Source organism: Vibrio sp. B1-2 (assembly GCF_963888445.1).
In the GTDB taxonomy this organism is placed as follows: domain Bacteria; phylum Pseudomonadota; class Gammaproteobacteria; order Enterobacterales; family Vibrionaceae; genus Vibrio; species Vibrio anguillarum.
Window position 1 is genome coordinate 34994 of sequence record NZ_CAWPJH010000001.1, and the last position, 23902, is coordinate 58895.

General features: G+C 45.7%; 23 protein-coding genes. 16 read left to right on the forward strand and 7 right to left on the reverse strand.

The window, feature by feature from the left end; all coding sequences use genetic code 11:
• Window positions 1-132: 132 nt before the first annotated feature.
• Window positions 133-1869, reverse strand: a complete 1737-nt coding sequence (locus AACQ75_RS00135) for a SulP family inorganic anion transporter (RefSeq protein WP_050934249.1) — start codon at window positions 1867-1869, stop codon at window positions 133-135.
• Window positions 1870-2085: 216 nt separating this feature from the next.
• On the opposite strand from AACQ75_RS00135, the gene AACQ75_RS00140 reads away from it, so the two are divergent.
• Window positions 2086-2742, forward strand: a complete 657-nt coding sequence (locus AACQ75_RS00140) for an HAD family hydrolase (RefSeq protein ID WP_170889193.1) — start codon at window positions 2086-2088, stop codon at window positions 2740-2742.
• Between the two features lie 139 nt (window positions 2743-2881).
• Here the strand turns inward: AACQ75_RS00140 and AACQ75_RS00145 are convergent, their stop codons facing one another.
• The 3 genes from AACQ75_RS00145 to AACQ75_RS00155 form a co-directional block, all read right to left on the reverse strand.
• Window positions 2882-4117, reverse strand: coding sequence for a RidA family protein (locus AACQ75_RS00145; protein ID WP_170889194.1), 1236 nt, complete (start codon window positions 4115-4117; stop codon window positions 2882-2884).
• Window positions 4118-4563: 446 nt separating this feature from the next.
• Entirely contained in the window at window positions 4564-5790 is a 1227-nt protein-coding gene (locus AACQ75_RS00150) for a DEAD/DEAH box helicase (RefSeq protein WP_170889195.1), read from the reverse strand.
• A 45-nt stretch (window positions 5791-5835) separates the two neighbouring features.
• Window positions 5836-6588 carry a UTRA domain-containing protein gene (locus tag AACQ75_RS00155; RefSeq protein WP_170889196.1) on the reverse strand — a complete coding sequence of 251 codons (753 nt, stop codon included), beginning with the start codon at window positions 6586-6588 and terminating at the stop codon, window positions 5836-5838.
• A 212-nt stretch (window positions 6589-6800) separates the two neighbouring features.
• Here AACQ75_RS00155 and AACQ75_RS00160 point away from each other — a divergent pair, with 212 nt between their 5' ends.
• From AACQ75_RS00160 to AACQ75_RS00215, 12 genes are all read left to right on the forward strand, one after another.
• Window positions 6801-7862, forward strand: a complete 1062-nt coding sequence (locus tag AACQ75_RS00160; protein ID WP_170889197.1) for an ABC transporter substrate-binding protein — start codon at window positions 6801-6803, stop codon at window positions 7860-7862.
• Window positions 7863-7871: 9 nt separating this feature from the next.
• Window positions 7872-8675, forward strand: coding sequence for an alkaline phosphatase family protein (locus AACQ75_RS00165; protein ID WP_170889198.1), 804 nt, complete (start codon window positions 7872-7874; stop codon window positions 8673-8675).
• Window positions 8675-9574 carry an ABC transporter permease subunit gene (locus AACQ75_RS00170; protein ID WP_170889231.1) on the forward strand — a complete coding sequence of 300 codons (900 nt, stop codon included), beginning with the start codon at window positions 8675-8677 and terminating at the stop codon, window positions 9572-9574. Before AACQ75_RS00165 ends, AACQ75_RS00170 begins: the two co-directional genes overlap by 1 nt.
• Window positions 9561-10364 (forward strand): ABC transporter permease, encoded by an 804-nt coding sequence (locus AACQ75_RS00175; protein ID WP_170889199.1) that lies wholly within the window; start codon window positions 9561-9563, stop codon window positions 10362-10364. The genes AACQ75_RS00170 and AACQ75_RS00175 overlap by 14 nt, the downstream gene beginning before the upstream one ends.
• On the forward strand, window positions 10361-11410 hold the full coding sequence (locus AACQ75_RS00180; RefSeq protein WP_094144626.1) for an ABC transporter ATP-binding protein: 1050 nt from the start codon (window positions 10361-10363) through the stop codon (window positions 11408-11410). Before AACQ75_RS00175 ends, AACQ75_RS00180 begins: the two co-directional genes overlap by 4 nt.
• Before the next feature lie 4 nt (window positions 11411-11414).
• Entirely contained in the window at window positions 11415-12074 is a 660-nt protein-coding gene (locus AACQ75_RS00185) for an HAD family hydrolase (RefSeq protein ID WP_170889200.1), read from the forward strand.
• Window positions 12075-12165: 91 nt separating this feature from the next.
• Window positions 12166-13128 (forward strand): HlyD family secretion protein, encoded by a 963-nt coding sequence (locus AACQ75_RS00190; RefSeq protein ID WP_105977404.1) that lies wholly within the window; start codon window positions 12166-12168, stop codon window positions 13126-13128.
• Window positions 13128-14054 carry an ATP-binding cassette domain-containing protein gene (locus tag AACQ75_RS00195; RefSeq protein WP_170889201.1) on the forward strand — a complete coding sequence of 309 codons (927 nt, stop codon included), beginning with the start codon at window positions 13128-13130 and terminating at the stop codon, window positions 14052-14054. Before AACQ75_RS00190 ends, AACQ75_RS00195 begins: the two co-directional genes overlap by 1 nt.
• Window positions 14051-15148 carry an ABC transporter permease gene (locus AACQ75_RS00200; RefSeq protein WP_094123901.1) on the forward strand — a complete coding sequence of 366 codons (1098 nt, stop codon included), beginning with the start codon at window positions 14051-14053 and terminating at the stop codon, window positions 15146-15148. Before AACQ75_RS00195 ends, AACQ75_RS00200 begins: the two co-directional genes overlap by 4 nt.
• A 50-nt stretch (window positions 15149-15198) precedes the next feature.
• A complete protein-coding gene (locus AACQ75_RS00205) occupies window positions 15199-15573 on the forward strand; it encodes a rhodanese-like domain-containing protein (RefSeq protein WP_017049317.1) in 375 nt (124 codons plus the stop codon).
• A gap of 154 nt (window positions 15574-15727) precedes the next feature.
• Complete coding sequence (locus AACQ75_RS00210; protein ID WP_170889202.1) at window positions 15728-17281, forward strand: cryptochrome/photolyase family protein; 1554 nt, start codon at window positions 15728-15730, stop codon at window positions 17279-17281.
• A gap of 98 nt (window positions 17282-17379) precedes the next feature.
• Window positions 17380-18138: an EAL domain-containing protein gene (locus tag AACQ75_RS00215; protein ID WP_212755058.1), complete on the forward strand. Its 759-nt coding sequence runs from the start codon at window positions 17380-17382 to the stop codon at window positions 18136-18138.
• 33 nt (window positions 18139-18171) lie between these two features.
• On the opposite strand, the gene AACQ75_RS00220 is transcribed toward AACQ75_RS00215, so the two are convergent.
• On the reverse strand, window positions 18172-19200 hold the full coding sequence (locus AACQ75_RS00220) for a DUF535 family protein (RefSeq protein ID WP_170889204.1): 1029 nt from the start codon (window positions 19198-19200) through the stop codon (window positions 18172-18174).
• Window positions 19201-19313: 113 nt separating this feature from the next.
• Between AACQ75_RS00220 and slyA the strand changes: the two genes are divergently transcribed.
• From slyA to AACQ75_RS00235, 3 genes are read left to right on the forward strand one after another with little or no spacing between them, the layout of a single operon-like run.
• A complete protein-coding gene (slyA, locus tag AACQ75_RS00225) occupies window positions 19314-19796 on the forward strand; it encodes a transcriptional regulator SlyA (RefSeq protein ID WP_019283056.1) in 483 nt (160 codons plus the stop codon).
• Between the two features lie 6 nt (window positions 19797-19802).
• Window positions 19803-20858 carry an HlyD family secretion protein gene (locus AACQ75_RS00230; RefSeq protein ID WP_094128587.1) on the forward strand — a complete coding sequence of 352 codons (1056 nt, stop codon included), beginning with the start codon at window positions 19803-19805 and terminating at the stop codon, window positions 20856-20858.
• 12 nt (window positions 20859-20870) lie between these two features.
• Window positions 20871-21905 (forward strand): DUF2955 domain-containing protein, encoded by a 1035-nt coding sequence (locus tag AACQ75_RS00235; RefSeq protein WP_094123897.1) that lies wholly within the window; start codon window positions 20871-20873, stop codon window positions 21903-21905.
• A 46-nt stretch (window positions 21906-21951) separates the two neighbouring features.
• Here the strand turns inward: AACQ75_RS00235 and AACQ75_RS00240 are convergent, their stop codons facing one another.
• A complete protein-coding gene (locus AACQ75_RS00240; protein ID WP_170889205.1) occupies window positions 21952-23187 on the reverse strand; it encodes a zinc-dependent metalloprotease family protein in 1236 nt (411 codons plus the stop codon).
• Window positions 23188-23242: 55 nt separating this feature from the next.
• Window positions 23243-23899 carry a hypothetical protein gene (locus AACQ75_RS00245; protein WP_170889206.1) on the reverse strand — a complete coding sequence of 219 codons (657 nt, stop codon included), beginning with the start codon at window positions 23897-23899 and terminating at the stop codon, window positions 23243-23245.
• Between the last annotated feature and the right edge of the window lie 3 nt (window positions 23900-23902).

A 23902-nucleotide genomic window follows, 5' to 3' on the forward strand; every position in this document is an offset into this window, starting at 1 on the left:
GAGCACTCGCTCTCATCACATAAAAAGGAAAGCATCATGATTGAATGGGATTTCTTACATCTTTTCGATACTCAAGAGCTCTTTATATTTTATTAACGAGAACCAATATTATTAACGAGAGCCAACCTCATTTTAAATAGCAGCCGCAATTTCACCTTCAATATCCTTTTGCGGCTCTTTTTGTACTGGCGGAACTTGCCCTTCTTCTACAGCGTGTTGGTAACATCCACTTAGCTTAATGGCTAAATACATGTCCGCACGAATCACCACGCCGCCATCACCCGTTGAAATTCCAGCGATCTCACACCATTTTCTCAAACTGCGTTTACGCCCCGCTAGCACTAAACGAATGCCTCGCTTTTTCAGAATGCTTTGCACGTCCGACAACATCGCCATGACGCTTAAATCTAAATGGGTAAAACTCGACACCGCATCAATAATCACACACCCCACACTCATGCCCGCCGATTCAGTGTGAAATAAAATACGACGTTTAAAGTAAGGTGCATTGAAATAAGTCAGCGGAGAGTTGAAACGATAAATCACCAAACCCGGTATTGGTTTCGCCTTCGCTGACGTATCAATCGTGCGAATCGTGCCTTTATCATCCAAACCCAATGTTTGATCACTTGGCCGCATCACGGTGCGTAAGAACTGGAACAGACCCAGTAATACCGCAAGAGTGATGCCGGGGATAACGCCAATGACCAATACAGCGATGAAGGTTAAGCTTGCCAAATAGAAGGCGTCTTTATCACGCTTGTGTAAACTCCAAATCCCTTTCAGATCCAACAACGAGATAGACGCGATAATCAACACCACCCCCAATGCAGCAATCGGAATGTATTGTAGTGGCTGATACGCCACAATCGCGACAAATCCAATCACAATCGCTGCAATAATCGAAACTAATTGCGATTTCCCACCATTAGCGTCATTCACCGCCGTACGTGAATCCGCCCCACTGATGGCAAAACCTTGTGAAAATGCAGAAGCGATATTAGCTAAGCCAAGCGCGCGAAACTCTTTGTCGGCGTCAATATCGTAACCATTTTTTGCCGCAAAACTGCGCGCAGTGAGCATCATACTGACAAAGCTCACCATCGCTAAGTTCAAAGCGGGCATGACTAATTCACGGCTCACCCCTAGATCAAATAGAGGGGTTTGGAATATTGGTAACCCACCTTGGATTAAACCAACGACTTTAACGCCAAGATGCTCAGCGCCAAAAAACCACACCCAAAATGCAGCAGCGATGATAGCCAACATCGCTGCTGGCCAATTGGGCCTGACACGCTTACACAGAAAATAAACCACCACTGTCAGCGCACTTATCAATAAGGTTTGCCAATGCAAATCAATCAGCAAGGATGGCGCTTCCACGATACGCTCTAGTAGATATTGCTGCTCATATTTCAGCCCAAATACTTTAGCAAATTGACCCACGATAATGGTCAGAGCAACACCGTTTAACAACCCAAGTAGAATAGGGCGAGAGAGAAAATCGGCTAAAATACCGAGTTTGAAACGACTGGCCAGCAAACACCATACACCAGTCATTGCCGTCATTGTCATGACCAACTGCCAGTGTTTGAGAGGATCGCCCATCGCCAGCGGTGTCACTACCGCCGCAATCACTGCGCAAGTTGCCGCGTCTGGGCCTAAGATCAACTGCCTAGACGTGCCAAAAATCGCGTAAACCAACATCGGCAATACGCAGGAATATAAGCCGACAATCGCACTTACTCCAGTGAGCTGCGCGTACGCTATCGCGACAGGCAGTGCAACCGCAACCACAGAAAGCGCCGCACGTACGTCATCCATCAACCAGCGTGTTTCATAGTCTTTCAGTTGGTGTAAACCCGGCATCCACTGTTGTACAAATGCACTATTCAAATTGCTTCCCCCTCTTCTCGCAACAAGGTTTTCACATTAAGCATAACTCATTGCTAACAAACTAGCGCTTATAATTGGCTGATTTTATTGAAGTATGAGAAAAAGAAAAAGTGCAGGAAAAAGATCGCCTCCATAGGTCGACTTATGTGAAAATAGCCCACTCCATTTCACTCGCCTAAAGTTGTACTTATGAAATTTCAAGCTGCCATTTTTGATATGGATGGACTGTTACTCGACACGGAACGTGTCTGCCTTACAATATTCGAACAAGCTTGCCACGCAGTTGGCGTCCCATTTTTAAAAGAGGTTTATCTCTCGGCTATTGGTCGCAATGCAGCAGGTATTGAACAAGCACTGCGCGCAGGCTACGGGCCAGAATTGGACTATCCGGTATTACATACGGAGTGGCGTAAACGTTACGATGCCGTGGTGAAACACCAGGCGATCCCAGTGAAAGAAGGGGTTATCGAGTTATTACAATGGTTAAAAGTCAATCGTATTCCTACTGCCGTCGCAACATCAACCCAAAAAGACGTGGCACAAATTAAGCTGCGTCTTTCAGGCCTTGAGCAATACTTTGACTCCTTCACAACTGGTTGTGAAGTGACACATGGCAAACCCGATCCTGAGATTTATCTACTCGCTGCGCAACGTCTTGGCGCTGAACCGACCCAATGTTTAGCCTTTGAAGATTCTAATAACGGCGTGCGATCCGCCGTGAGTGCGAATATGATCACCTACCAAATTCCTGATCTCGTCAAACCCAGTGAAGAGGTTTTAGCGCTTGGACACCAAGTGGTCCCCTCACTACATCACGTTTTAACGGCCCTGAAAAACAGTAATTGATCGGTTTTTCATACGCCGCCTGTTTGATTTCGATTGCCATAACTAAACAGCGTGATATTGGTATTGCAATTACAGATAGCTAACAAGTAAGAAGGGGGTATCATTGATACCCCCTTCTTTAGTCAATAAGAAATATTCGTTAATGTTTAGGTGGTGTACCTTCACAATTAGAAACCACAGCGTCAATTTGTATTAACGCATCCATAGGCAGCTCTGAAACACCAATCACGGTTCTCGCAGGTAGCTTATGGTTAAAGAAGGTTGTGTAAACTTCATTGACAATATTAATGTCATCCATATTTTTTATTTGAATATTGACTTTAACAATATCATCCATAACATGCTCAACACTTTCTACAATATTCTTTATATTTTCTAAACACTGCTTAACTTGTTCTTTTATTCCACCAGCAACAACTTCATTATTTTTTGGAGATAAAGGTAACTGACCTGAAATATGATTATAATGAGAAAAAGCAACAGAGTGGGAATAGTCGACTTCAGGTGCATTCACGGTATTATTTGCTTCAATCACAAGTAAGCGAGTATCTTCAGGAAGCTGTGGCGGTGTACCATCACCATGTGACACAACAACATCAATTTGCACCAATGCATTCATAGGCAAGTCAGCAACACTAACTAGGCTTCGCGCAGGCACATAACTTGGGAAAAATTGTCCACAGACTTCATTGATGGCTTCTGCATCAGATATATTTTTAAGAAATATCGTTGTTTTAACGATATCAGCCATCGTATGACCAATACTTTCTAAGATAGCATTAATATTATTCAAACACTGTTGACTCTGTTCTTTAATACCACCTTGTACTATTTCTCCCGTTTTAGGTTCAATCGGCAATTGAGCCGAGAGGTTATTATAATGAGAGAAGGCCGCGGTTTGAGAGTATAGACCTTGAGGTGCATGCTCAGTATTCCTTGACACTTTGATGAGCTCACAAGGCGCTTGTGGAGCAGTGCCTTCACCGTTTGAAATAAGAGCATCAATTTGCACTAAAGCATCACTGACAGGTAAAGCCGCAACCGCCGCTATGGTCACTGTAGGAAGCGGCCCCTGAAAAAAAGTGGGGTATACTTTTTTGATGGCATCAATATCTGAAATATTCTTTACAAAAATATTCATTTTGACCACATCATCCATAACGTGACCAATACTTTCTACGATAGACTGTATATTATTCAGACATTGCTTTGTTTGGTCATTTATACAACCAATAACAATTTCACCTGTTTTAGGATCTATCGGTAGTTGTGCTGAAATATTATTATAATGAGAAAAAGCGACAGTTTGTGTAGAGACAGCACATATAGGTGCATTTTCTGTGTTTCTTGAAACCTTTACAATATCGGCAGCCATATCGAAATTTATCCTATTATTAGTAGAAATACGAATTTATATTTAATAAGTGTTTTTTGATAAAACAATCAAAGTGGCGAAATGGTAAGTTAAAAAATTTTCAGTAAATGTGACATACATTAAAATATTATTTGACTAGAAAGTCATCGCTTATATTGATAATGATTGATTAACGACTAATTATCCACAATCGTGTTAATAACGTGGATTAAAGAATATTTATCCTAGAAATGATTCTAAAATTGTGAATATAATCTCATGAAACTGAATACTGCATTTTCTTGATTTAGTCCAATAATGATAGGTTGTTCACAATAAGCTGCTGAAAATTTACACATAAACTCGATTAATGTGCCATTTCAATCGTAATAAATGCATAAATTTCCTGAGTCACTTAGTTTCCTTACTCCATCAAAACGCACAATAGCATGCGTATATTGAGCTACTTAATGGCTTGTTTTCTGCTGAAACTGCTTCACGCTGCGCTTTTGAGCACTGCGGCGGTTGGCTTGCTTATCACGCGGTTTGCGCTTCGGTTCACCGCTGGTCGGTTGGTCTGTCACTGGAAAATCGGTCAACGCCTGCAGCGGTAAAGCGCGCTGCGTTAAGCTACGGATTGCCTCCAGCGCTTGGCTTTCACCATGGCAGACCAGTGAAATTGCCACACCACCTTGACCAGCACGCGCTGTGCGGCCAACGCGGTGAATATAAACTGGCGCACTAGGCGGTAAATCAAAATTGATCACCACTGGCAGCGCGTCAATGTGAATACCACGCGCCAGTAAATCGGTGGCCACCAGTACATCCACTTGATTCGCTTTGAAATCAGCTAACGTTTTCTCGCGAATAACTTGATCTTTTTCACCATGCAAAGCCGCCGCACGAATACCCGCTTTGAGTAATTTTTTCGCGACCGCGTCAGCACTATCACGAGCGCTAATGAACACTAATACTTGCTGCCCAGCTCGCTGCTTAATCAGAGCAATTAATGCTTGTGCTTTACTGCCCTTATTCACAAGGTAGAGCTGCTCTTCAATTTCTTCCACCACTTGATTGGCTTGATTCGCCTCTATCTTTACCGGGTTATTTAACACGGCCAATGCCACCTGTTCGAGATCGGCGGCGAGTGTGGCGGAAAACAACAACGTTTGTTTGGTTTGGGGCATAAAACTGAGCAGGCGTTGTACATCCGGCCAAAACCCCATCTCTAACAGTCTGTCAGCTTCATCTAACACCACACTGTGCATCGACTCCAATGAGATCAGTTGCTGTGTAAGTAAATCAAGCAAGCGGCCCGGTGTCGCGACGATTAAATGCGGTAATTTGGCCAACTGCGCAAGCTGCTCTTCTTGGGCCACTCCCCCGCATAAAGTGCATAAGCTAATACCCATTTTGCTTGCCACGGTACTCAGCTCTTGGCTAACTTGTTGTGCTAATTCACGGGTAGGAACAATGACAACGGATTGAATTTCAAGAGTATTAACTTCAATCCGTTGCAGTAAAGGCAAACCATAAGCTAACGTTTTACCACTGCCCGTCTGCGCGAAGGCAAGCACATCTTGCCCAGAAAGTACGGCTGGAATAGCCAATTGTTGGATTTTGGTCGCCGTGTGTCGCGACGCAGGCAGCGCTGCCATCAAAGGGGCGCTAAAGTTAAGCTTAGAAAAATTCATAAACGACTAGCAGGGTGAAAAAGGTTGCGCCGAGTCTAAAGCTATTCACCCACCATCACAACTGTCGATGCTGATCAGCACAGAATCTGGCCGCCAGTACTCAAATTCGCAATCCATAATCTCGCCATCTTGTTTGTAATTGGCTCGACAAATTTTCAGCACGGATTGGCCTGCGGCTAAGTTAAGCGCTTTTGCCACATGAAGAGGTGCCGCCGTAGGGATCACTTCAAAACGAGAACGCGTGGTGATGTAACCGTATTTTTGCTGATAAAGATGGGTTAACGAAGCGGTTAAATTCTCTTCTAATATCTTGGGGAACCACTTCGCAATCAAGCAGTTTTCGACAAACAGTACTGCTCGCCCGTCAATCGAGCGCAACCGTTCAATAATATGAATGGGCGTAATTCGGTCAATATTCATCGCTCTTGCATACTCACGAGAAGCCATCACGCTGCGTACTGTAATCAGCTTAGTTTCTGCGATTCGGTGCTGCTCGCGGATCATCTGGTGGAAGTGGCAACGCGATAGCGGGTTATAATGTATTCGCGCCGGAGAGACAAACCAGCCACGCCGCTCTTCTCGGTAAATCAATCCTTCCGTTTCCAGTGAAACCAAAGCGTCTTTAATCGTAATGCGCGTTGTATTAAACAATTCACTCAATTCACGTTCAGATGGCAGTTTTTGTCTGTCGCTCAGCATCCCACTGCAAATTTGCTCACGAAGGGTGCCTTTAATGTTACCAAGTTGGGTCTTTTCTAAAGGAGCATTTGCCACTGGCAAAGGGCTGCGAAATCTCATGCGTGACCTAGTCCAATATTATACAGAGTGAATAAACGTCTTTTAGACTACTTAAGGCAGATAACAGATTTATGACAGGCTAATTGATTGAATTTGAAATAAAAGTGCAATAGAAAATCATCAAAAATGTCAAATAACTACACCGAAAACGTCACAGTTCTTCCCTAGGATAAAAATCGAACTTACTGACCTAGTCCAGAAGGATAGCGACAATGAAAACCTTATTTACCCGCGCAACGACTGCCACAGCACTTGCGCTGACTCTTTCGACTTCGGCCTTTGCTAAAGAGGCCGATTTACAATCTTTGATCAACGCAGCGAAACAAGAAGGCCAAGTGTACAGTGTTGGTATGCCCGGCAGTTGGGCTAACTGGCAAGACACGTGGAGCGATTTAGGTAAGATTTATGGCCTAAAACACCAAGATACGGATATGAGCTCAGCGCAAGAAATTGCCAAGTTTGAAGCCGAAAAGAAAAATGCGACCGCCGATATCGGTGATGTTGGCTTTGCATTTGCTCGCGTGGCGGTGAAAAAAGGCGTAACTCAAGCGTACAAACCGAGCACTTGGAATGACATCCCTGACTGGGCCAAAGATAAAGATGGCCACTGGGCTCTGGCTTATACGGGCACCATTTCCTTTATCTCGAACAATAATCTAGTCAAGAATGCGCCAAAAACGTGGAACGATTTGCTCAAAGGCGATTACAAAATCAGTATTGGCAATGTCGGTGTTGCCGCGCAAGCAAATAATGCCGTACTAGCCGCTGCTTTTGCTCATGGTGGCAGTGAAAAGAACCTCGATCCGGCAATCGAATTTTTTGCCAAACTCGCCAAGCAAGGGCGCTTATCATTTACAGACCCAAGTATCGCTAACCTCGAAAAAGGTGAAGTTGAAGTGGCCGTATTGTGGGATTTCAACGCTCTAAGTTACCGTGACCAAATTGACCGTAACCGCTTTACCGTTAACATTCCGCAAGATGGTTCTGTGATTTCCGGCTACACCACCATCATCAATAAATACGCCAAAAACCCAAATGCGGCCAAGCTAGCACGTGAATACATCTTTAGCGATCAAGGCCAAATCAACCTTGCACAAGGCTATGCTCGCCCGATCCGCAGCAACGTTGCACTGCCTGCTGCGGTACAAAGCAAATTGATTGCTAACGATCAATACCAGAACGTGAGCCCAATTAGCGACTTTAATGCTTGGGAAAAATCAGCTCGCCAATTGCCACGTCAATGGCAAGAAAATGTCATTATCCACCAGCAGTAAGAGGTAACCATGAACAATAAGGTGATCCTTGTTGTTCTTGATGGACTCAATTATTCCGTAGCCCGTGATTGCATGGGCTACTTAAACGGCTTAATTGAGCAGCAAAGAGCAACCTTATACTCCCTACAATGTGAATTGCCTTCGCTATCGCGTCCTTTGTATGAATGTCTACTCACTGGCGTAAAGCCTGTCGAAAGCGGCATTGTTCATAACCACATTGTGCGCCTTTCACATCATCAATCCATCTTCAGTTTGGCAAAAGAGCAAGGGCTGACAACAGCCGCAGCGGCGTATCATTGGGTCAGCGAGCTCTATAACCGCGCGCCTTTTGATGCAACGCGCGATCGTTTTACCTGTGATAAAACACTCAATATTCAGCATGGCTGTTTTTATCACTGGGATCACTATCCCGATGAAGCACTGTTTTTAGACGCCGAACACTTACGTCGTACTCATCAGCCTGATTTTTTACTGATCCATCCAATGAATATCGATGATGCTGGACATAAGTTTGGCCTTGATTCAGGACAGTATCGTAATAGTGCACGCATGGCCGATGCGCTGTTATCTCACTTTTTAGAAAGCTGGCTAAACGATGGCTACCAAGTGATGGTGACCAGCGATCACGGCATGAACAATGACAAGTCACACGGCGGAATATTAACCGAAGAGCGCAACGTCCCGCTGTTTGTATTGGGCGGTCAATTTTCGCACCAAGCTTGTGAGATCAAACAAACTGAGCTCTGCGGCCTATGCTGCCAACTGCTTAATCTTGATCACAATAAGCCCTTTTCTGCGGAGTGCTTAGCATGATCAGTAGCCAAGTTATTAGCAAGCCTAGCGCCGTGCTGAGCCAATTAACACACTGGGCACGCAAACTCAAACCTGCGTTATGGCTTACTCCTTTTGCGCTGTTTTTCTACTTATTTCAGCTCGCCCCCATGCTGTGGGTTTTGTTCAACAGCTTTATCTCTGACGATCAATGGTCACTAGACCATTATCGCGAAATCTTCAGCTCATCCTTTATTTTACAAGGGCTGGGCAACAGTTTGTGGCTCGCCATATGGTCCAGCGTCGCTGGCCTTGCGATTGCGGCAATGTTGGTCGCCTCCTTACGCCGAGTCGATGGCAAGCTGCGCGATGGTGTGATCGCCTTTACCAATATGAGCAGTAATTTTGCTGGCGTCCCTTTGGCATTCGCTTTCATTATTATTCTTGGGGTCAACGGCGCACTGACTTTGCTGCTAAAGCAATACGGTTTGATTGAAGAGTTCAACCTATATGGCAAATGGGGGCTGCTGGCGATGTATATCTACTTTCAGATCCCTCTTGGCGTGCTGCTGCTCTATCCTGCATTTGATGCGCTCAGTGATGACTGGCAAGCGGCGGCATCTACTCTGGGTGCCAACGGATGGCAATATTGGCAGAAAATCGCCTTGCCTGTGCTTTCACCAGCCCTACTCGGCACCTTGATTATCCTAATCGCCAATGCGATGGGCGCATATGCCAGCGTCTACGCACTCACATCCGGCAACTACAACGTCATTACGGTACGCATTGCCAGTTTAGTGGCGGGAGATCTGTTCTTAGAGCCCAATTTGGCCGCCGCCATTTCCGTAGTATTGATGCTAATTTTAGCCTTCATTACTGTGATCAATCAGTGGCTAATTGCGAAAAGCTATAGCGCAAGGAACACCCATGCAAAACGCTAATCCTACCCTTGATAAAATCACCTATCATAAAAGTGTGGTCTATTCCATCGTGGGAGTGATGTTGCTGCCCATTTTAGCCACCTTGGTTTATTCCTTTTCTTCACGCTGGGGCGCAACGATTTTACCCGATGGCTTCACCTTTGACTGGTATCTCAAACTGCTGATCGACCCTCGCTTTCTCGATGCATTTGGCCGCTCATTGCTGATTGGCATCGCTTCTCTGACACTCAGCGCGGTTTTGATTATTCCGGCGATCTTCGTGGTGTTTTACTATTTCCCTCGTCTCGATAAAGTAATGAACCTGCTGATTTTAATCCCTTTTGCGGTACCGCCTGTAGTCTCTTCAGTTGGATTACTGCAACTGTACGCCGATAGCCAATTTCCAATTGTGGGTACACCTTGGATTTTGATTGGCACTTATTTCACCATTGCGCTGCCGTTTATGTACCGTGCAATTGCCAACAGTTTTGAGGCGATCCATCTACACGATCTCATGGACGCCGCGCACCTGCTCGGCGCAAGCACCAGCCGTGCTTTTTTACTGATCGTACTGCCAAACATTAGAAAAGGGTTGATGGCTTCGCTGTTTCTATCCTTTTCTTTTCTACTTGGCGAGTTTGTATTTGCGAACATTCTGGTCGGCACGCGCTATGAAACCTTGCAGATTTATCTCTACAACATGCGTCAGACTAGTGGTCACTTCACCTCCGCGTTAGTGATGACTTACTTCCTATTTATCTTTTTACTGACTTGGCTCGCCAGTCGTTTTAGCCGAGGATCCACTCAATGAATTCCACGACCCACACAACCTCTCGCTCTGATTACGTCCACGTCGCCAACCTCACCAAACGTTTTGGCAACAATACCGTTTTTGAAGGGATTGAATTTTCCATTGAGCAAGGGGAATTTGTCACGCTACTTGGTCCGAGCGGCTGCGGGAAATCGACCTTATTGCGCAGTTTGGCTGGCTTAAATCCCGTCGATGACGGCGAAATCTGGGTCAACGGTGAAAACATCACTAACCAAACACCACAGCAACGCGGCATTGGCATGGTGTTTCAATCCTACGCTCTGTTTCCGAATATGACGGTGGCTGAAAACATCGCCTTTGGCCTCAAAATGCAAGGGCAAGACAGAGCTTACATCGCGCGCGAAGTACAAAAAGTGGTCGAACTGGTTTCGCTGATAGGGAAAGAAAAACACTATCCCAACCAGCTCTCGGGTGGGCAGCGCCAACGCGTCGCTTTAGCTCGCGCCTTAGTGGTCAAGCCGCGTATTTTGCTACTTGATGAACCCCTTTCAGCACTGGATGCCAAAATTCGCAAACACTTGCGCCAGCAGATCCGTGATATTCAAAAAGAGCTCAATCTCACCACCGTATTTGTAACCCATGATCAAGAAGAGGCGATGATTCTCTCTGATCGTATTTTTTTAATGCACCAAGGTGAAATCGTTCAGCAAGGCTCCCCAGAAAGCATTTATACTCAGCCAGCCAATGAGTTTGTGGCCGGTTTTATGGGCCATTACAATTTAGTAGAGGCGGCCACCGCCAAGCAGTTGTTTAACATAGACACGGCTTGGAAAGTGGCTATTCGCCCCGAATCCATCTACGTCAAGGAAGCTGGGCGGAGCTATGGTGCCCATGTTTCTGCGCCGCAACATGGCACCATCAAGCATCACCAATTACTGGGTAATGTCATTCGCTACCATGTGGATGTGGGAGGCTGCGAGCTCACGGTCGATTTACTCAATCGTTCGTCAGAGCGATTATTTGCCACTGGCAGTCAGCTAGAACTACTGTTTAACCTTAACGAAATACAACCTGTGAGAGCCTAAATAGATGCCGACACCTCTATACGTTTTTGATATGGACGACACATTGATTGACGGCGACTGCGCAATGATTTGGAGCGAATATTTGGCCGATAAGGGCATAGCGAGCGACCCTGATTTTGTCGCGCAGGATAGGTTGATCATGTCACGCTATGCCAGCGGTGAAATGGACATGGAAGATTACCTCGATTTTGCGATGCAACCTTTGCTCACCCTGCCCACAGAGCAAGTCCAGCGCTTGGCGGACGATTGTGTCGCTACACGCATCGTACCTAGGCTATTTCCTCAAGCCAAAGCACTCATTAAACAGTTAACGGACGAGCGTATTCAAATGCTCATTATTTCGGCGTCGGTCAGTTTTTTGGTTAAAGCTGTCGCCCGTAAAATAGGCGTTGCAGAGACGATGGGTATCGATATGGTCATAGAGAACAACCATTACACCACGCATATTTTGGGAACACCCACCTACCGAGACGGTAAAGTCACTCGCTTAAATGAATGGCTAGCTAAGCGCCCACAATACGTGGGTCAAGTGCATTTTTTCACTGACTCGATCAATGATTTACCTTTGTGTCTACACGCCGATTTCACCTATTTGGTCAACCCATGCACGCGCCTCATCCAATACGCTCAGCCCCAACGATGGCCGATATTAAAGTGGGGCTAATCACATCCTCTACTTTTGATGAACCATGTAGCTTGAGGCACTGGCGGTAAACTTCTAGTATGAAGACAATAAGTTAACCGAGCCTCTCGCCATGAGCATGAAACATCGCATTGCCTTTATCTCTCTTTTACTGTCAACTCTCAATGCTTGCTCGCCGGAAAATAGCGCGCAAGCATTGGGCACTTTAGAGCGAGACCGCATCACTTTTTCCGCCACCGCCAATGAGATCATTCGCGCGCTTCCTGTCGCGGAAGGCAGCGCAGTGCATGCTGGCGAAATATTGGTTCGACTGGATACCAGAAATCAGCAGGCGGTGCTGGCCCATGCACTCGCAGAGGCGGCCAAAGCGCAAGCGTATTTGCTCAAACTGAGTAATGGTGAACGCCAAGAAGACACGGCGGCCGCACAAGCCAAAGTCAATCGCGCACAAGCCAAACTGACAGAGGCGTTGCAAAACTTCAAACGTGTGGAAGAACTGGTCGGTAAAAAGCTCCTCAGCCAATCAGAAAAAGACAGCGCCACCGCCACGCGTGATGCCGCTCGCGCCGAACTCGATTCTGCAAAAGAAGAGTTTGCTAAGCTAACCGCTGGTACTCGCCCTGAAGATATCGAACAAGCCCAAGCGGCGCTGACCGCCGCCAAAGCCGACGTCTCACTGCAACAGCAAAAGCTCGACGAGTTAACCATTGTCGCCACCCGCGATGGAATTTTGGATAACCTCCCATACAACTTGGGTGAGCGCGTCCCAAACAACGGCATTGTCGCTATCATCCAAGCCAGCCGCATCCCTTATGCTCGCGTCTACGTTCCCGCACCACACCGTTTAGCTGTCGTGCCGGGCGCACAGTTTCCAGTGCATATCGACGGTATAAAAGAGCCGCTGCAAGGCACAGTGCGTTGGGTGGCAACGGAACCCTCTTTCACGCCTTACTACGCACTGACCGAAAATGAACGCGCCCGCTTAATGTATCTAGCCGAAGTGGATCTGCCCGAATCCGCGCAATCGCTCCCTTCTGGCATTCCGGCGCAAGTCGATTTAGCGAGGCAAAAATAGTGACTGAACTCGCCATTCACGCCCGTAATGTGGTCAAAAGATTTGGGGATTTCACTGCGATTGAAGGCATCAATCTGAGTGTCCCCAAAGGAACCATTTACGGTTTTCTCGGCCCAAATGGTTGTGGCAAATCGACCACAATTCGCGTGCTCACGGGTTTATTAAGCCCTACCTCCGGCAGTGTTGATGTGCTGGGGTTAGCGATCCCAAAACAATCCGAGCAATTGCGCCTAAAAATTGGTTATATGACGCAAAAATTTTCGTTATACGATGATTTAACCGTAGAGGAAAACCTACAATTTATTGGACAAATTTTTGGTATGCCGCGCAAAGCATTGGCACAACGGCTCAATGAACAGTTGTGCACTTATGGGCTTGATCAGCGCCGAAAACAACGCGTAAGTGGGATGAGTGGCGGCCAAAAGCAGCGCTTGTCACTAGCAGCCGCCACGATGCATAAACCTGAACTGCTGTTTTTGGATGAACCAACGTCAGCGGTCGATCCTGAAAATAGACGGGAATTTTGGGAACAATTGTTCGATCTTTCAGACCAAGGCACCACCATTTTGATCACCACTCACTACATGGATGAAGCGGAACGCTGCCACCGTTTAGCCATCATGGAATCGGGTTTAATCCGTGCAGATGGTGAGCCAGAAACCTTAATGAACACGATGGGCGTCAACATTGTCGAAGTCCGAGCCCATAATTTGCGGCAATTAAAAGAAAAAGTCATGGCTCAGGCGGAGGTTCGCTCTGCTGCGCAACTTGGCATCCGCTTGCGGATCCTTATTCATCAACAAGTCACACAACCTATCGCGTGGCTAAAAACAACCTTCCCTGAACTGGCTGAAGCTGAGATGAATCTAGCTCGCCCAAGTTTGGAAGATGTCTTTGTCACTGTGACTGGCAAGGGGCGTCAATGAAAGCACTGTTTCGAATGAAAGCGGTGATGGTGAAAGAGATACGCCAACTCTCGCGAGACAGAATTACGTTTGGCATGGTAGTGATGATCCCACTGATCCAGCTGTTGCTATTTGGCTTTGCCATCAATACTGACGTACGCAATATTCCGATCGCCATCGTTGATCAAAGTGAAAGTACCCTCGGACGGTTAATTGTAGAGTCAGTCAAAGCCACACAGGTTGTGAGCGTCAAACACACTTTTGCCACAGCAGAGCAAGCTGAACATGCGATTGAACAAGGTAACGTGAGAGCAGCGCTGATCCTGCCAAAAGATCTCACTCAGCGCGCGGTGCAAAACCGCGTGTTAGGCCAGTGGATTGTTGATGGCTCCGATACGATGATCAGTGCCTCCATTTTAGGTCTGCAATCCATGCCGCTGACCGATTTTGATTTTGACATTCGTCCAGCCACCGTCAAAACCTTTGAAGTCACGCTGTTTTATAACCCCACTCGCCGCTCTGCGGTTAATATCGTGCCCGGTTTACTGGGGGTCATTTTAACCATGACGATGATCCTCTTCACCAGTGCCGCGATTGTGCGAGAAAAAGAGCGCGGCAATTTAGAACTGCTGATCACAACGCCAATTCACTCTATTGAGCTTATGGTCGCCAAAATTGTGCCCTATATTTTTGTCGGATTAATTCAGGTCTTCATCATCTTGGGCTTAGGGCATTTTATTTTTGACGTGCCCATTAATGGTGCGATCAGCCAAATTCTCTTCGGTACACTGCTGTTTATCGCCGCCAGTTTGACCTTAGGTTTGGTGATTTCAACCATTGCTTCCACTCAACTGCAAGCCATGCAAATGACTGTTTTTATCTTACTGCCTTCAATTTTACTTTCTGGATTTATGTTTCCCTACGAAGGCATGCCAGTCGCAGCGCAGTGGATTTCTGAAGCGTTGCCTGCGACTCACTTTATGCGCATGATCCGCGGGATTGTGTTGCGCGGTGCTAACCTCATGGATCTATGGCGAGATGCATTATGGATGTTAAGCTTTACCGTCGGTGGGATTATCGTCGCGTCGTTGAGATTTAAGAAATCCCTTGATTAACGCCATTCACATTTGAAGGCTAATTTTTAAGCCAAAAGAAGGAAACTAACATGTTAAAGTCACTGATGACCAAAGCGTTATTGTGTGTAGGCCTGATCTCCAATACCTCAGATGCATTGGCATCAGAGCGATCAACGATAGCATGGCAATGGATTGAAAATGGCGCGCTTTTAGTCGATGTTCGAACCGCAGCAGAATTTGCAGCTGGCCATATTGAAGGTGCGCTAAACTACCCACTTGATACTGTTAGCAGTGCTTTTTCTCACATCGATAAACAACAACCGATTGTGGTTTACTGCCGCAGCGGCAATCGATCGGGCCAAGCCATGGCCTATTTACTCGAGCAAGGATTCACTCAAGTACATAACGGCGGCGGTTTAGAAGAAATGATCATTCATCCTTCGGCAATAAAGCCGCTCAATTGATGTTAGCCTACTCACATTCACGTTATCGCTCTGTTTGTTCTTAATTGGCTCTCAAAGCGCAACAGAAAGACAGCGCTTGTTATTCGGCAACAATGATCGATTTTTTGATTGGAACGTAGAAGATGTTCGATAACCAATCTCAACGGTATACAGCATGCGAACGTACAAAACCTTACGCTTGATCCTAGGCGATCAGCTCAACATCAAGCACTCTTGGTTTAACAAAACGGATGATTCCGTACTGTACGTGATAGCTGAACTTAAACAAGAAACAGGCTATGTAAAACATCACATTCAAAAAATCTGCGCCTTTTTTGCCGCGATGGAAGCTTTTGCCGAATTATTGCAAAGTGAGGGACACCAGGTTCTCTACTTGACCCTTGATGAAACTGCCGATTATTTGCAGCTACCACCATTGATTAGTGATCTGTGTCATCAGATCAACGCAGAATACTTTCACTATCAGCGACCTGATGAATACCGAGTTTGGCAACAGTTGCAGGAGCTAAACCTCTCTCATGCACAAGTGACTTGTTTTGATACTGAACACTTTTTATTGCCTTTTGACGAGATCACTCAGCATTTTAATACCAACAAAACCACTATTATGGAGCCGTTTTATCGCAAAATGCGTAAGCGATTCGGTATTCTTCTGCAAGATGATCATCAAATGCCTTTGGGTGGACGTTGGAATTTTGATCACCAAAATCGCAATAAGCTCAGCGTGCAAGACATAGAAAACCTACCCAAACCACTTAGCTTTCAAAACGATGTCAGTGCAATTTATAACCGTTTACAGCATCATAATATTCACGTTTTCGGCCTGTATACTCCTTCATTGTTATGGCCGATTAACCGCTCACAAGCGCTGTCATTATTGGCCCACTTTTGTCAGTACGGCTTGCCGCTGTTTGGTCGCTTTCAAGATGCAATGACGGCAAAGAGCCCACATCGTTGGAGCCTCTACCATAGCCGGCTCTCTTTTGCACTCAACTGCAAACTACTATCGCCTGCAGAAGTCATTCAAAGTGCACTCATGCGATTTGAGAATGACAATACGATGGATTTAGCACAAATCGAAGGATTCATTAGGCAAATTTTGGGCTGGCGTGAGTACATTCGAGGCATTTATTGGGCGAACATGCCCCAATACGCCAAGCACAACGCCCTTGACGCTCAACGACCTCTTCCTCACTACTATTGGACAGGGGATACTCGTATGCATTGTGTTAAACAAGCCGTAACTCAATCACTGGAGTTTTCCTACGCACATCATATCCAACGTTTGATGATCACGGGTAATTTTGCACTCCTATCAGGTTGCGAGCCGGATGAGGTGGATGACTGGTACTTAGGTATTTATATTGATGCATTGCAATGGGTAGAAATGCCCAATACCCGAGGTATGGCTCTGTTTGCTGATGGAGGAATTGTTGCCACCAAGCCTTATGCCGCAAGCGGCTCTTACATCAATAAAATGAGTGATTACTGCAAAGATTGTCACTACCAAGTAAAGAGCCGTAGTGGTCTAAATTCATGTCCATTCAATAGTTTATATTGGCAGTTCATGCTCACTCATCGTGAACGGTTAGCCAAAAATCCAAGGATAGGCATGATTTATAAAAATTGGGATAACACTGAAAACGCCACTCAACAAGCAATCTTAGATCAAGCTCAATACTATCTACACCATATTGAAGAGTTGTAGTTCGTCGGCTTACTGGTCACGTTTTGATTTATGCAATTTGGTGAGCACGCTGCAAGTAACTATAATCATGCTATTCGATTAAATATCAGTGAGTGATTATGCAACAACAGCAAGTCCATATGGACCAACGTATTTGCCAGCAATGCTCAGAAAAACAAAGCTTGCCTTTTGACTTCACCATGGCTTTCCAACCCATAGTTAACGTTGCAGATAACACCATCTTTGGCTACGAAGCACTCGTACGAGGTCTGAATAATGAATCGGCTTACTCCATCATTGAACAAGTCAGTGATGACAACCGATACCGCTTTGACCAACTTTGTCGAATCAAAGCGATTAAACTCGCGGCTAAACTAAAACTGTCAGGTATTTTGAGCATTAATTTTTTACCTAATGCCATTTACCAACCAGAACGTTGTATCCGCACCACATTAGAGGCAGCAAAGCAGTTCGGTTTCCCGACAGAACGGATCATGTTTGAATTTACTGAGGTGGAAAAAATCGTAGACACAGCGCACATAAAACGGATCGTCGCTTATTACTCCAACCTAGGATTTACTACCGCGATTGATGATTTCGGTGCAGGCTACGCCGGGCTTGGGCTATTGGTTAACTTCCAAACTAAAATAGTAAAATTAGATATGTCACTGCTGCGTAATATCGATCAAGACATCACGAAGCAAGCAATCGTCCGTCATACTGTCGCAATGCTCATTGAGCTAGGGATTTGTCCACTCGCTGAAGGTATTGAAACTCAACAAGAAATGTTATGGCTAAAACGACTCGGCATTGAACTCATGCAAGGCTACTATTTTGCGAAACCTGAGTTTGAAGCGTTGCCTACAGTGACGTTTTGAACCATAACATCAGCCTCTAATTTTGTGGATCCATCAAACCACGAAATGCTTGGGCATAAGTTTCAACTGTTCAATACGGCCCGACATGGCTGTTTCCACCTCGGCTAACCACTCATAACGTTTAGTATATAGACGGCGTTTATTGCGATTTAGCGTCTCAACACCTTTGCGGTTTGGCGTGGTTGGCAAACGGTACAAATATTTGCTCATTTTCTCTGCTTCGTACTCTGTCCACAGTTCATCGTAATCAAAGCTTACTGATTTGCGCTTTGAGCCAATATAACGCAACGCTTGATACATATGGCCGCGGTTAGAAATCGCATACAGGTTCTCAACCCCTAAAATACGCGCTAGCGTCATGATCATTTCAATCATCAGTGCTTTGGTTCTTAAACCGTGAGTCGTGCGCGTCAAATCTTTAATGATTTGATTACGATCGGTCACACCACTGCTTGGACCTTGTAGTGAACCAATGTAAATACTGCGCCCTTGATCAGAAATATTGAAACTGATCGAGTAAATTTTCTGCCCTTTTTCATCCGTCAGTTGCAGCCCCAACGAACCTTCTCTTATCTCTCCACTGCACAGGCTTAATGAATAACTCGCCCCATTTTTGTCGTAAAAATCAAAAATAGAGAAGCCTGATTCTGAGAAAAACTTCGCAGCATTAAAGCCAAACTGTTCAACTAAGTAGATAAAATGTTGATTAATGTGCCATGTACGCTCTTTGGCAGACCAATTGACGCAGAGATAAGGTTTTAATGGTTTTTCCAAAAACTGTGGACATTGCTTCAATACCTCCGCTAACTCGGAGCACGAAAACAGCCTCAGCATACTTTTTAGAGCATAGGCATTGGTCACGCCCCATAAACAAAAACGGATATTCTTCCTGATTTTAGACCAGCCTTTGGTATTGGGGTAAATCGTTTCGGAGAGTTCAGACAGGCTAAACAGGTAGTCGAGTTTATTTTCAATTATCATAGTATGGACCAGAATTTCAGCAGCTAGGACAGCCTCAAACATTGGGGAGTCGCTCATTGAAAATAATGTACAGTGTTTCATTGAGAGGTGCTGTCCTGAGTTTGTATGAAAATGTCAGCCTTCGTCATTAGCTATTTACTTAGCGCGCTAAGTAAATTATATTACTTAGCACGCTAAGTAATATGTGACTCGTTATGATTGAAAACACGCACACCCTGAAAGAATTATCACTCGCTGAGCAGTTTGCTCGTCTCTCACGCTTATGGAAAATGGTGGCGGACCGAGAACTCTCACCCTTGGGCCTTACCCATCCTCGTTGGACCGCATTGTGGAAATTACAGCGTCTCGGTGACAACGTCAGTCAAAAAACCTTAGCCGAAGCGTTAGAAATAGAACTGGCTTCTTTAATGCGAACTTTAAAGCAGCTCGAAGAACAATCGCTGATCGAACGTCACTGCTGTCACAACGATAAGCGCGCTCGAATCGTCAGTTTGACGAGTAACGGGCGTGCTCTTATCAAGCAGATGGAAACCCGTATTTTGCAAGTTCGCCAAAACTTACTGGGTAATATTGACGATCAACAATTGCACCAACTGACTCTTACGCTCGAACAAATCTCACACAACGCTCTAGATACGCTCAGCAAACCGATAGCAACACCTTCAAAGGAACAATAATTACTTATGACACCTGATCAAAAATTTGCACTTTGGATCAAATATTCCATCGTCGCTTTTGTGGCGCTCTTTGCCTATTTTTTGGTGGCCGATTTGGCTATGCCTTTAACACCGCAAGCCATGGCAACGCGGACTGTGACCAAAATATCTCCCCGAGTTAATGGTCAAATCAGTGATGTTTTTGTCACTAATAATCAAACCGTACACAAGGGTGAAGTACTTTTCACCATCGACCCACAACCCTATCAACTGGCGGTAGAGCAGGCCCAACTCAATTATGAACGTGCGGTACAAGGTAACGCTCAATTGGATGCATCGATTGCAGCCGCAGAAGCTAATGTCACGGCAAGCCGTATCGTTGCCGATCAAAAGTTGCGCGAAGCTAACCGATTAAACACTCTGTTTGCACGCAATGGGACTTCTCAGCAACTTAAAGACGATGCACAAAGTGGCGCTACCGCCGCGAAAGCCAATTTGGTTGCAGCGCAAGCTCACCTGCAAGAATTGCACGTCAGTCGAGGTAATAGTGACGAGAGTAATGTCAGCATTCGCGCCGCTTTGAACCAATTGGCGCAGGCCAAGCTAAACCTTGCCTACACACAAACGCTAGCAGAGCAAGATGGTGTCATTACCAACTTACAGCTTGAAACGGGCACCTACGCCGCAGCAGGTATGCCGTTAGTTGCGTTGGTAGCGACGGATGTAGACGTGATTGCTGATTTTAGAGAAAAAAGCTTACGCCATTTCCCAGACAATAGCCGCGCCCTAGTTGCTTTTGACAGCAAACCCGGCGAAGTCTTTACCGCGCGTATTCGTAGCCTGGATGCTGGGGTAAGCACTGGTCAGTTTGATGCGAATGGGCGTTTAGCCACTCCAACAGAATCTAATCGCTGGGTGCGTGATGCACAACGCATGCGTGTGCACCTTTCGCTCGATGAAACGATGTCAACATTGCCTTCCGGTGCTCGTGCGACGGTACAGTTGCTACCAGAAAGTGGCCCGTTTGCTTGGCTGGCAAAAATGCAAATTCAGTTTCTAAGCACTCTGCACTACATCTATTAAGCGGAGTAAAAAATGCGACTTTGGGATCATCCATTATCTGAAAATGATTTTCGCCAATGCGTCAGAATTGCAACAGGTGCGACGCTTGGTTTTACCTTTTGTAAACTACTGGGTTGGAACTACGGGGTATTTTTTACCGTAACACCGATGCTGTTACTGGGCATGGTACCCGTCATGAATGCGCACGCCGCAAAGCAACTGCTCGCTTCCGCCGTCGTTTGTGGCTTAGAAGTAGCCATTCTCGGGGGACTATTTGGAGGTCATCCAGCCTTGATGACAATGATCGCTTTTGTACTGTTTCTCTACAAATTTGCTTGTATGTCGAAAGGCAGCTTATTCTTGTTTGGAGCGAACAGCGTATTGAGCTTGAGCATCATGCTGCACTTTGCAAGCTACTCCACAACTGATCTTAACGATCTGATTACCAGCAACTTTATCGCGAATTTGCTTTCGGTAATGGTCGCTTATCTGGTTACATTCTGTATTCCCGACGCACAGAAAAGGCAACCTCCCGCTCATGCAAGCGTGGCCAAAGAGTCACATCGTATGCGTCATGAAGCGCTCATGGGCGCAACCATTGCCACACTCTCTTTCGTTGTGTTTCAAATATTCGATCTGCAAGATTCAATGTCCGCGCAAGCCACAACCTTGTTGCTACTTTTCCCGATGCATTGGAACGGAGCGCTAGGCTACGCACGCAAACGCGCGATGGGTACTCTGCTTGGTGTCACTTTCGGTATTGCGGTCCAACTGCTGCTCTACGATTGGTCAGGTCAGCTTTTATTTGTTATTCCGCTGCTGTGGATAGGTGCGATGCTCTTTAGCTACTGGCATGTAAAAGAATCCAGCGGTTCAGGGGTCGGCTTTGGCTCATTGACTACCTTAGGGATCTTGTTTGGTCAATATTTGACGCCGGGCAATGATTTAATTTTCAGTGCCCTGTACCGAGTCGGCAGTATTTTGTTTGCTATTGTCGCCACATTACTTACAACCTATGTGATCCATCGATTGCTGAATCAATTCAAAGCCACCCAATTTGGCCAGTAATTAAAAACCCTGCACATAGGTGCAGGGTCAACATCACAGCAAACCTTTATTCAAAGGATAAGCGTGCCGAATTTAATACACCCGTTAAACCTTGATAGTGATCCGCCACGACTAAACGCCACTGGCCTTGCACGTTCATTTGTTGCATTCCGCTGAGTGTAAAGCGAACACGATAAGCCGTGTTGCGATCATACTGGTTATACGATTTTAAGTTCCAATAGCCACCATCAGGTGCATACAACTTGACTGAAACATCACCCACAAATGGGTGTTCAATATCAAGTTGAATAGTGGCCGTTTCCGCATTTCCTTGATAAGTCACATTAATCGGAAGTGCTAACTCTCCTTGTGCATGATCGGGAATGGCAAAAGGCCCTTGTAAATCATAGATGGCTTGTTGGGGCGAAGTCGGTTCGCTGGGTGACGTTCCTCCATCATTACTCCCATCTGGACGTGCATAAATCGCCGCAATGTGTGGCGCGCTCAGGCCAATCGCTCGCACCGAGTTCGCGTAGTCAGTGACACCACATGCTTGACCTTTACACACTTTGCTTGGGTTAGAGAATGTGTAAGAACGGCTATGAATACCAAATAAGAAACCATAGGCCATGGTCGTCGCAAATTGGCCTTGAACCCCATAACCATACGCATCTTGCTCTGTACCATTTGAAAGATGGGGTTCGCCATTGTACTGTTCATGAGCATGGTTCAAGCCCAAATTGTGGCCTAATTCGTGAATAAACGTATCATCGCCACACTCATTCAAATAGCTATGACTGTACATTCTAGATTGCGCATAACGCGCACTATTGTTCCAATACGCGGCAGGGATTATCCATGCTAGACCACAGCTCAGCATGTAAGTACCATTGCCTTTATCTTCATAATCAGGAGAATTTTTAATATCTAGATTACGAAACAGCGCCACCATATCCGCGCCAACCTGCTTACGATATTGCTCAATATCGGCAAACGCCGGATCTTGTTTATTGCCGGGAGTAATCGCATCAAGCGCCTGCTCTTGCGATTTTTTCAGCCCTCTTTGCGTATCGTATTTTACTTCTTTCGTGCCAATTAAGTTGACTTTGATGTCCAGACCACTTTGACGCAGAATTTCATTTCCCACGTTGAATCGGTGCTGGATTTGAGCCACGTGATCTTGCTGAAACCACTCAGCCGTGCCGGGTGTATAAACACCTAGAATATCAATTTCAGTGGTTGCACTACTCGGTAACGCATGTGTTGCTAACACCACGGCTAATGCCAATGACGCTATTTTCATAGAAAACTCCTACATTATTTATTTTATTAACACACAAAGCCGTGTGTTTTAGGTATCAATGGCTGGTCGAGGTTTCGTCATAGCCATGATTCGGTGGTACTCGGTAAACCCATGCTTCACTGCCGTTGCCTTCAAGCTTCACTTGACCACTGGGATGACCAATAAAACCAAGTATTGCCGTTTTGCCGAAAGTGAATGTGGCCGGGTAAACTTCCCCGTCGAGTTCAAACTGCCCAGACCAAGTCCGGACGCCTTCATTCTGAATTTCTGATGAAGTGACTTGGATATTGACTGGCTGGTTATCAGGCATAGTGACCGTGACAGCATCGCCCGTTGCCAGAACTCGGAATTGTTCAATATTTTCGATTTCGATCGCTTTGATTTCCGTCACTGCATCACTTTTTGGCCTAATGGCTTGCAACGCTGGGCTTGGGTTGATGTCGTGCCATACTTCATCAACGGTTTGTGCCGCAAGCATGCGCTCTTCAGTGATAGGCTCTGAATTCAGAGCAGAACGAGCATCTCCAGCGTTCGATGCATCTTCTCGTGGTGGCTTCATCAACTGACGCTCATCAGCAACTGTTGCGGCTTTAAAATCAGTATCCTCGTTATTATTCAGTGCTTTTGGAGCAGGCACTAATGTTAATGAACTATGGCTAATGTAATATTTACCAACAATGAGACCGAATATTGCTAATAACAAAATGGTCATTAT